9 protein-coding genes are annotated in these 9033 nt (G+C 64.1%); all 9 read left to right on the plus strand.

Features of this window, described 5'->3' with window-relative positions:
• On the plus strand, positions 1 to 879 hold an 879-nt coding region (locus AC4FAH_RS08125), incomplete at its 5' end, for a phosphotransferase (RefSeq protein ID WP_490245881.1).
• Positions 872 to 1774 (plus strand): GAK system ATP-grasp enzyme, encoded by a 903-nt coding sequence (locus tag AC4FAH_RS08130; RefSeq protein ID WP_153635627.1) that lies wholly within the window; start codon positions 872 to 874, stop codon positions 1772 to 1774. The genes AC4FAH_RS08125 and AC4FAH_RS08130, both read left to right, overlap by 8 nt.
• On the plus strand, positions 1771 to 2964 hold the full coding sequence (locus tag AC4FAH_RS08135; RefSeq protein ID WP_213114116.1) for an HprK-related kinase B: 1194 nt from the start codon (positions 1771 to 1773) through the stop codon (positions 2962 to 2964). Before AC4FAH_RS08130 ends, AC4FAH_RS08135 begins: the two co-directional genes overlap by 4 nt.
• 2 nt (positions 2965 to 2966) lie before the next feature.
• Positions 2967 to 3959, plus strand: a complete 993-nt coding sequence (locus AC4FAH_RS08140) for an NUDIX domain-containing protein (protein WP_213114117.1) — start codon at positions 2967 to 2969, stop codon at positions 3957 to 3959.
• A 108-nt stretch (positions 3960 to 4067) separates the two neighbouring features.
• Positions 4068 to 4808 (plus strand): histidine phosphatase family protein, encoded by a 741-nt coding sequence (locus AC4FAH_RS08145; protein ID WP_153635630.1) that lies wholly within the window; start codon positions 4068 to 4070, stop codon positions 4806 to 4808.
• Positions 4809 to 5087: 279 nt separating this feature from the next.
• Positions 5088 to 6380 carry a metallophosphoesterase gene (locus AC4FAH_RS08150; RefSeq protein ID WP_054555997.1) on the plus strand — a complete coding sequence of 431 codons (1293 nt, stop codon included), beginning with the start codon at positions 5088 to 5090 and terminating at the stop codon, positions 6378 to 6380.
• Between the two features lie 20 nt (positions 6381 to 6400).
• A complete protein-coding gene (locus tag AC4FAH_RS08155; protein WP_197738729.1) occupies positions 6401 to 6682 on the plus strand; it encodes an amphi-Trp domain-containing protein in 282 nt (93 codons plus the stop codon).
• Positions 6683 to 6848: 166 nt separating this feature from the next.
• Entirely contained in the window at positions 6849 to 7844 is a 996-nt protein-coding gene (gene bla, locus AC4FAH_RS08160) for a class A beta-lactamase (RefSeq protein WP_213114118.1), read from the plus strand.
• Positions 7845 to 8053: 209 nt separating this feature from the next.
• Positions 8054 to 9033 (plus strand): NADH:flavin oxidoreductase/NADH oxidase (locus AC4FAH_RS08165; RefSeq protein WP_490245882.1); only part of this gene is annotated, 980 nt, incomplete at its 3' end.

Here is a 9033-nt window from a genome sequence, read left to right on the forward strand (position 1 = left end):
CCGGAGTATCTGGCCATCTTCAAGGATGGCCTGGGGCGCAAGGTCGAGGAGGAGCGTCAGGGCGTCGAGCGCTGGCACGACATCTATCCCGGCATCGCCCCCCGCATCCTCTCGCATCATCAGCAGGGCGACAGCGCGGCACTCTTGATCGAGCACCTGCCGGGCATGACCCTCGAGCATCTGTTGATCAACGAATCGTCACGCCTCAATCGTACCGCCCAGCAGGCGCTGGTCGAGACGCTACACTCGGTGTGGGCCACCACCCGCCGCGACAAGCCGGTCACTGCAGGGCACATGCGCCAGCTACTCAAGCGGCTGAGTGATGTCTATCAGATCCATCCGGAATTTCGCCACTGCGGTGCCTCGCTGTGTGGGCGCGAGATGCCCTCGCTGGAAGCGTTGATCGAGCAGGCCGCAGGTCTGGAACGTTCGCTCGAGGCTCCCTTCGCCGTCTATATCCACGGCGACTTCAATGTCGACAACATCCTCTTCGATCCGGCGAAGCAGAGCATCCGCTTCATCGATCTTCACCGCTCGGCCTATCAGGACTATGTGCAGGACGTGTCCGTGCACATGGTGTCCCATTACCGTCTGCAATTGACGGATGCGGCGCTGCGGGCCCGTATTCTGGCGCTGGCCCTGAGTTTCGGTCAGCAGATGCGTCGCTTTGCCCATGAGCAGGGCGATACCACCTTTGAATGGCGTCTGGCACTTGGCCTGGCGCGCTCCTTTGCCACCTCGACACGTTTCATCCTCGATGCCGGGCTGGCAGGGCGCATGTTCAACCGCGCACGCTTTATACTCGAGCATGTGCTTGGCGCCGACCCTGAACGGCCGGCCGATTACCGTATTCCCCTGGAGGAGTTGTTCGTTGACTGATTTCAAGATTGGCGTCGTGGGTATTCCCGGCAAGTGGTCGACCGAAGTGCTGGCGGATGCCATCGAAGCACGGACGGGCTTTCGTCTCGTGATCGACATGGCGGCCGTCTCGCTGAATCTGACCCGCAACTGCCTCGAATTCCGTGACTCTGCCGGGGTGCGTCATGACCTGACCGAGCTGGATGCCCTGATCGTCAAGAAGATCAGCGCGGAATATTCCCCGGGCAGCCTGGACCGCCTGGAGCTGCTGCGCGTCGCCGAAGCCAGGGGCGTGCGCGTCTTCAGCAGCGCGGAGAGCATGATTCGCCTGATCGACCGCCTGAGCTGCACCGTCACGCTGGCCAATGCCGATATCCCGATGCCTGCCACGCTGGTCACCGAAGACGTGACGGCGGCCTGCGAGGCCGTCAAGCGCTTCAAGGCCGCCGTCTTCAAGCCGCTTTTCTCCACCAAGGCACGGGGCATGTGCATCATCGAGAACACCGGCGATGATGCCGCGCTGGAAGCTGCCGTGCGTGAGTTCGTCGCCGAGCACCCGATGATGTATCTGCAGCAGCGCCTTGACCTGCCGGGGCAGGATTACGGCATGGTCTTCGTCGGTGGCCGTTATCTGTGCAGCTACGCCCGCGTCAGTGGGGGCGATGCCTGGAATACCACCATCCATGCCGGTGGCAAGTACGCGCCCTTCGAGCCCTCTGAGGAGCTGATCGCGCTGGCGCAGCGTGCCCAGGCACCGTTCAAGCTCGACTTCACCACCGTCGATGTCGCGCTGACCGACGATGGCCCGATCATCTTCGAAGTCTCGGCCTTCGGTGGCTTCCGCGGGGCGCTGGAAGGTGCCGGTGTCGATGCGGCAGCCGCCTATCTCGATCACGTGATGGAGTGTCTGGCATGAACGCGACGACCTGTGACAGCCCGGCCAGCCTTGCCACGCTGCCCTTTGCAGAGTGGACGGCCGCCGCCTGCTTCACGGCGCTGACGCCGTCGCGCCAGTGCCTGAGCGAGGCGCTGTTGTTCGAGGTGGATGACTTCCGCCTGTGCGTGATGACGGACATGCCGCGGCTGCTGCAACGTCTGGCGACATATTTCCGCCATTGCGCGCGCCTCGTGGCGCTCGACACTGTGCCGGGGGGAGCCAGGCTCGTGCATGTGCTCGAGGCGCCGGCCCTCAAGGACACGCCAGCGGCAGCAAGGCTCGGCATCGTGCCCGAGGCCTTCGTCGATTGGATGCCGGAGCCCGGCAAGACACGCCGCAAGGACGCCATCATCGACCTGGCCGACGGGCGCCTGATCCACAAGGTGCGCACGGGCATGGCCTTTCTGCGCAGCAACGACCACAACCTGGCGTTCGGGCCCTGTGAAGACAATGAAAGCCAGGTGATCAACTTCCTGCTCAATCTGCACATGTCGCATCTGCAGCAGAATGACGGCTTGATCTGTCACGCCTCGGCGCTGTCGAAGGGCGATCGCGCGGTGGCCATCGCTGCCTTCTCGGGCGGCGGCAAGTCCACCACCATGGTGAAGGCGCTCGACAATCCCGAGTTCGACTTCATCAGCAATGACCGGCTGTTCCTGGACCGGCCGGGGCGGGAGGGAACGCTGCGTGCCCGCGGCGTCGCCAAGTTGCCACGCATCAATCCCGGTACCATGCTCCACAATCCGCGTCTGCGCCCGCTGCTGGATCCCGCGCGTATCGCAGGCTATGAAGCGATGCCGCAAGAAGCGCTATGGGATCTCGAAGAGAAGCACGATCTGATCATCGAGGACGTCTACGGCCCCGGGCGTATCCGCGCCAGCGGCGAGCTTGCGGCCATGGTGATACTCAACTGGACGCGTGGCAGCGAGGCGCCGCTAGAGGTGCGCGAGATCGAGGTCAGCCGCAGCGAAGCGCTGATACGCGCGGTGATGAAGACACCGGGGCCCTTCCACCAGCAGCGGGATGGCCGTTTCGTGCCCAATGGCGCAAGCCTTGATCCCGCGCCGTATCTGGAGCGCCTGGCGGCAACCCGCGTGCTTGAGGTGACCGGGCGCGTGGACTTCGCCGCGCTGGTCGAGAACCACCTGACCCCCTTGCTGGAGGCTTGAACATGCGTCGTGAACTGCTGTTGATGCGCCACGGAAAGTCGGACTGGTCAGTGGCAGCTGACGACTTCCATCGACCCCTCAAGGAGCGCGGCAAGCGGGGCGCCCAGCGCATGGGAGCCTGGCTTGCCCAGGAGGCGCTGGTGCCGGATGCCATCCTGAGCTCGCCGGCCCTTCGCGCGCGCGCCACGGCGGAAAAGTGCGTGAAGTCGATGGGCCTCGGCGTCGACATGATCGAGCTCAAGCCTGCGCTTTACTGCGAGAACGAGGCGCCGCTGCTCAAGACAGTGCGCGCCTGCCCGGACAGCGTGCAGCGACTGATGATCATCGGCCATAACCCGGCATTGGAAGATGCGCTGGTCTGGCTGACCGGCAAGCGTCCGCGCCCGCCCAAGGAGACCAAGCTGCTGCCGACGGCGGCGGTGGTCAAGCTGACCTTCGAGGGGCGCTGGGAAGACCTGCGCTCCGGCCAGATGAGTCTGGAGCTGATCCAGCGCGTGCGTGCCTTGCCGGATGGCTTCCCCTGGCCATTCCCGGCCGGTGAGGAGCGTCGCGAACGTCCCGCCTATTACTACCGCCAATCGGCCGTCCTGCCCTGTCGTCTGCAGGGGGAGGGCGACGATGCCCAGTGGGAGGTGCTGCTGATCGGTTCTTCCTCCAATCGTCACTGGAGCCTGCCCAAGGGGATTGTCGATCCGGGGCTGAGTCCGCTTGAGTCCGCGCTCAAGGAAGCCCGCGAGGAAGCGGGCATCGAGGCGGAGGCGCTGGACCACGCAGCGCTGGAATTCAGTTACGAGAAGTGGGGCGCTCCTGTCGAGGCCAGTCTGCACGCCGTGAGAGTCGTGCATGAGCAGGAAGAGAGCGAGCGGGAGGAACCGCATCGCAGTCGGCGCTGGGTGGCGGCGGAGGTCGTGCCGAGCCTGTTGAAGAACCACGAGATGGGGCACGCCGCCATGGCGTTGCTGGCACGGCTTGATCAGTCGCGCCAGGCGACGTGAGCGCGGGAGACTGGTTCCACTAGAGCCACTAGCACCGTACGAGGCGACGCATGGCGAGGACCGCTAGCATGAATCAATACCGAGTGAAGACGGGAAGAGCGACGGCCGATGACTGATGAACCGACAATCCGACGTGTGGCATTGATTCGTCATGCCGACTATCACCAGCAGATTGATACCCCGAGCGCGCTGCAGCCGTTTCCCTTGACCCGTCGCGGTGAGCGCCAGGCGCGTGAGGGAGCCGAGGAAGTGCTGATGCTGTGTCAGGCCCATGGCTGGCAACCGGCCAGCACGGTACATGCCTCCAGCCTGTTGCGTGCCTGGCAGACGGCGCAGGTGATGAACGAGGTCATGGGTGACAGGACAGGGCGTGAGTTCTCGCTCATGGCACATGATGCCCTGTGGGAGCGCAGTCTGGGCAGCGCCGCCAATCTGACCACGGCACAGATCGCCGAAGCGGTGCGTCATGACCCGCGCGTGGATTTCCTGCCGGCCGACTGGAAATCCAACAGCCACTTTCGCCTGCCGCTGCCAGGGGCTGAATCACTGATGCAGGCCGGCCAGCGGGTGGCCGACTTCATTGCTTCGTTGCCGGCTTCCCCACCAGCTCCTGCCTCGGCTCCCACATCAACCCCCACATCGGGCGCCACGCTGACACTGGTCGTCGGCCATGGCGCGGCGCTGCGGCATGCGGCGCATCTGCTGGGCGTGCTGGACTTCGACCAGATTGCCGGGCTGAGCATGCACCATGCACGGCCGGTGGTCATCGAGCAAACCCCGTCAGGGTCATGGCGGCATGTGGCTGGCGAGTGGAAGGTGCGCCAGCGTCACGAGCCCGCGCAGGACTGAGTTGGCGGCCAGCCGGCGGGGTACTGAAGTGCCGGGAGCGGGCGGGGTGCTGGAGAGCAGGAGATGGGCGGAGTCATTGACAGCAGAGAAGCAGGCCAGCGCATCAGCGTGATACGAGTCTGTCATCTTTCTGTGATCAAACGGTCATAATCTTGTCGCCCTGTGCCCGTGACCTCATTCCACATTCCCCAGGATGGTCCCCAAGGAGCGGCAAGGCGCTTGCTTGCCACAGGCCGGTGAGTTCAACGAGGCAAGCAGATGCCACAAGGAGATAGCCCAATGACCCTCAGTCCCCCCATGAGCGACGCCGTACCGCGTTACCGAGGCCCGACGCGTTATCTGAAGGCGCTGCCCAGTCACGCGGCTCAGTGGCCCGAGACACATCAGCACCTGCGCGCCGGTGACAAGGTGTCCCGCGCCGCTCGCAAGCTGGGCAGCAAGGACTGGCCACGCCGCGATGTCATCTTCATCTCCGATGCCCATGCCGACGCGGAAGCCTTCATCGCGTCTCTGGTGGCCAGTGGCGGTGTGCGCCTGACCTCGCGGGACAACCTGGTGTTGACGGCGCGGGGCAAGCGCAGTGTCTTCGTCATCGGCGGTGACTGCCTCGACAAGGGCCCCAGCAATCTGGAGCTGCTGGAAGCCCTGCGCACCTTGATGCGCAGCGGGGCACGCCTCAAGTTGCTGGCGGGCAATCACGACATGCGGCTGATGCTGGCGCTGATGCGGCTGAGTCATGATGATTCGGCGCGAACCGATCATCTGTTCGTGCGCATGGGCGCCAAGGGGCTGGCGCTGCTAAAGGAAGTCTTCGATCACTATCTGGCGGACAGACCGCGGGCGATGAAGAGCATTCCCTCGCGAAGTGAATGCCGTCGACGCCTGTACCCGGGGCCGGACTGGGCGGAGCAGTTTCGCAAATCGGCAGGCCATGTGCTCAAGGGGGAGGCGCTGGAGAAGGAGATCACTCGCCTGAGCGCCAAGGCCGATGGCTTCGAGCATGCCTGTGAGAAACATGGCCTCTCGTTGCGTCAGACCTATGCCGCCGCGCTCAAGGCCCACGAGCTGTTTCTCAAGCCCGGCGGGCGCTTTGCCTGGTTCTTCGACGAGATGCGCCTTGCCTATCGCAGTGGCGCCTTCCTGCATGTCCATGCAGGCGTGGATGATGCCTTCGCCAGACGACTCGGCCGCCAGAAGGTCTCGCAGGTCAATCAGGAATTCCGGCGCATCCTGCGCGAAGACCCGTTCACCTTCTATTACGGTGAGCTGGCCAATGTACTGCGCACCAAATATCGCAAGAGCGACATGGTGCTGAGCGCCGCAGGCGTCAAGCGCCTGCACAAGGTCGGCATTCGTGCCGTGATGCATGGCCACGTCAATCATCAGGCGGGCCAGCAACTGGGCTGGCGCCACGGGCTTCTGCATATCGAGGGCGACGTCACCCTGGATCGCAATTCACGCCGCAAGGAAGGGCTGGATGGCGTGGGCATGGGGGCGACGCTGATAGAAGCCTGTGGACGCATCGTCGGCATCAGCAATGACCATCCCGAGGTCAAGGTCTACGCGCCCTGATACACGCACAGGAGAGGCAGGTGAAAGACGACAAGCAGGACAAGTCGCTGTTCCGACATGAATCATTGCAGTCCATCGATGGCGTTCAGGGCATTCTCAAGGCCATCATCAAGGGGCTGGGCAAGGGACTGTTGTCATTTCGCGATGAGGACGGCGAGATACGGCTGGCACCGCGCGGCCTGATGACCCTCAAGGTCACGGCGCGGCGAGAGGATGATCATCATCGCCTCGATATTCGCCTGTCATGGCATGCCAAGCCCGGCGCCAAGCGCAACAAGACGCTCAAGGTTCTCGATGAGTGAGGGCAGCGTGCGCAGGCATTGACCCAGATCAAGTCTCTGCCAGCCCGCGGCCCGTAGTGAGATGGCCGGCATGTCCGCGCTTAAGCGGCTATGGTACATGTAGCATGCTGCATATTGGGTCGTGTCTTGCGACACGACCGCTCCCCATGATCAGGACATATCATTGATGCCTTCATCCCCTCAGCGCCTGTGCGGTGCCGATCACCGCTCGTCTCCATTGCACTCTTCCAGCCTTGCGGTAAAGCTTGCTGTCAGGCCTTCAAGGTGCTGGAAACAGTGGCTGGCCGCCGCCGCGCTTGCCTGTCTGTCGCTGGGCGCTCAGGCCGCGGACGATGCTTTGGCCGCTGACAAGCCGCTCTCGGCGTCGGCCATTCAGGCCATCGAATCAGAGGTCGGCGCGCGAATCGGTGTCACCGTTCTGGATACCGCCGATGGCACCCGTTTCAGCTGGCGGGGGAATGAGCGCTTCCCCATGAGCAGCACCTTCAAGGTGCTGGCCTGTGGTCATCTGCTCTCTCGGGTGGACGAAGGCCAGGAATCGTTGTCACGCAAGGTGGCGATTCGCCCGGCGGATCTCGTGACCTACTCCCCCATCACCGAGCACCACACCCGGGATGGCGGGCTGACGCTTGAGGCGTTGTGCCATGCAACTATCACGACCAGCGACAATACCGCGGGTAACCTGATTCTCGACGCCCTGGGCGGCCCGGCCGCACTGACGGCCTATTTGCGGCGCCTGAACGATGACAGCACGCGGCTGGACAGACGTGAAACGGCGCTCAATGAAGCCACCCCCGGTGATCCTCGCGATACCACCACGCCGCACGCGATGGCGGCCACCCTGCAGCGATTGCTGGTGGGGGATGCGCTGAGCGAGCCATCGCGCCTTGCCCTGCAGGGCTGGATGCTGGCCAACACCACCGGCGATGACAAGCTGCGGGCGGCCTTGCCCGATGACTGGCAGATCGCGGACAAGACCGGCGGCGGGGGATATGGCACCAATAATGACGTTGCCATCTTGTGGCCGCCGTTGCGTGCCCCGTTGATCGTGGCGGTCTATCTGACCGAAAGCGAGGCCGATCTGGCGGCGCGCAATGCCGCGATTGCCGATGTCGGGCGTCTGCTGGTCAAGGAAGTGCTGGAGGGTGAGGCGAGTCGCTGATGGTGGGGCGCTGATGGTGAGGCGCTGGCAGGGCGTGCGTGAAACATGGGCAACTCAGCGTTGCCGTCATCATGGCCAACTTGCGCTTGTGGTGCCTCCCCGGCGCCCGCATTATGCTTGCACTGCGTTGGCATTGGTAGCACGGACCTTCTCGCCATGTTCGCGCCTGCGCCTTGCCGAACCCGCCCTGAATGCACTAGAGGAATTTCATGTCCACACTGTTTTCACCGCTTACCCTCGGCCCGCTCACGCTGGACAATCGCATCATCATCGCGCCCATGTGTCAGTACTCCGCCGAGGAGGGCCAGATGCAGGCCTGGCATGATCAGCATCTTGGCAATCTCGCCCAGTCCGGGGCTGGGCTTCTGATCTTCGAGGCCAGCGCCGTCGCCCCGGAAGGGCGCATCACCCATGGCGATGTCGGACTCTACGATGAGGCATGCCAGCAAGCCATGCAGGGAGTCGTCGAGCGTATCCGCCGCTATTCGCCGATGCCGCTGGCGGTGCAGATCGGTCATGCGGGACGCAAGGCATCCTGCCAGAAGCCCTGGGAGGGCGGTGCCGCCATCGCGCCAGGCAACGACAATGGCTGGCAGGTACTCGCCCCCAGCGCGATTCCCTTCAGCGAAGGCGGGCCGCTCCCCGAGGCGATGAGTGGCGAGCAGATCCGGCGCACCATCGCGGACTTCGTGGCGGCGGCGCAGCGCGCCGTCGACATCGGCCTGGACGGCATCGAGCTGCATGCGGCGCATGGCTATCTGCTGCACGAGTTCCTGTCGCCGTTGAGCAATCAGCGCGACGATGACTACGGTGGCTCGCTCGAGAATCGCATGCGTCTGACGCTTGAGGTCTTTGACGCCGTGCGGGCCGCGATCCCGCAGCATGTGATGCTGGGCATCCGGATCAGCGCGACGGACTGGGTCGAGGGCGGCTGGGACCTCGAGCAGAGCATCGAACTTGCCAAGGCGCTGGACCGTCGTGGCTGCCACTATCTGCATGTCTCCAGTGGCGGGCTCAGCGCGCAGCAGCAGATTCCGGTAGCGCCTAATTATCAGGTGCCGCACGCCGAGGCCCTGAAGGCGCAGGTGAAGATGCCGGTGATTGCCGTTGGCCTGATCACCGAGCCGCAGCAGGCCGAAGACCTGCTGGCGAACGAGCGTGCCGATGCCATCGCGCTGGCGCGTGGCAT

Source organism: Cobetia sp., assembly GCF_983723665.1.

Coding starts and splice junctions, on each gene's coding strand:
- AC4FAH_RS08135 (WP_213114116.1), top strand. CDS start 1,771: ATGAACGCGACGACCTGTGACAGCCCGGCCAGCCTTGCCACGCTGCCC.
- AC4FAH_RS08140 (WP_213114117.1), top strand. CDS start 2,967: ATGCGTCGTGAACTGCTGTTGATGCGCCACGGAAAGTCGGACTGGTCA.
- AC4FAH_RS08145 (WP_153635630.1), top strand. CDS start 4,068: ATGACTGATGAACCGACAATCCGACGTGTGGCATTGATTCGTCATGCC.
- AC4FAH_RS08150 (WP_054555997.1), top strand. CDS start 5,088: ATGACCCTCAGTCCCCCCATGAGCGACGCCGTACCGCGTTACCGAGGC.
- bla (WP_213114118.1), top strand. CDS start 6,849: ATGCCTTCATCCCCTCAGCGCCTGTGCGGTGCCGATCACCGCTCGTCT.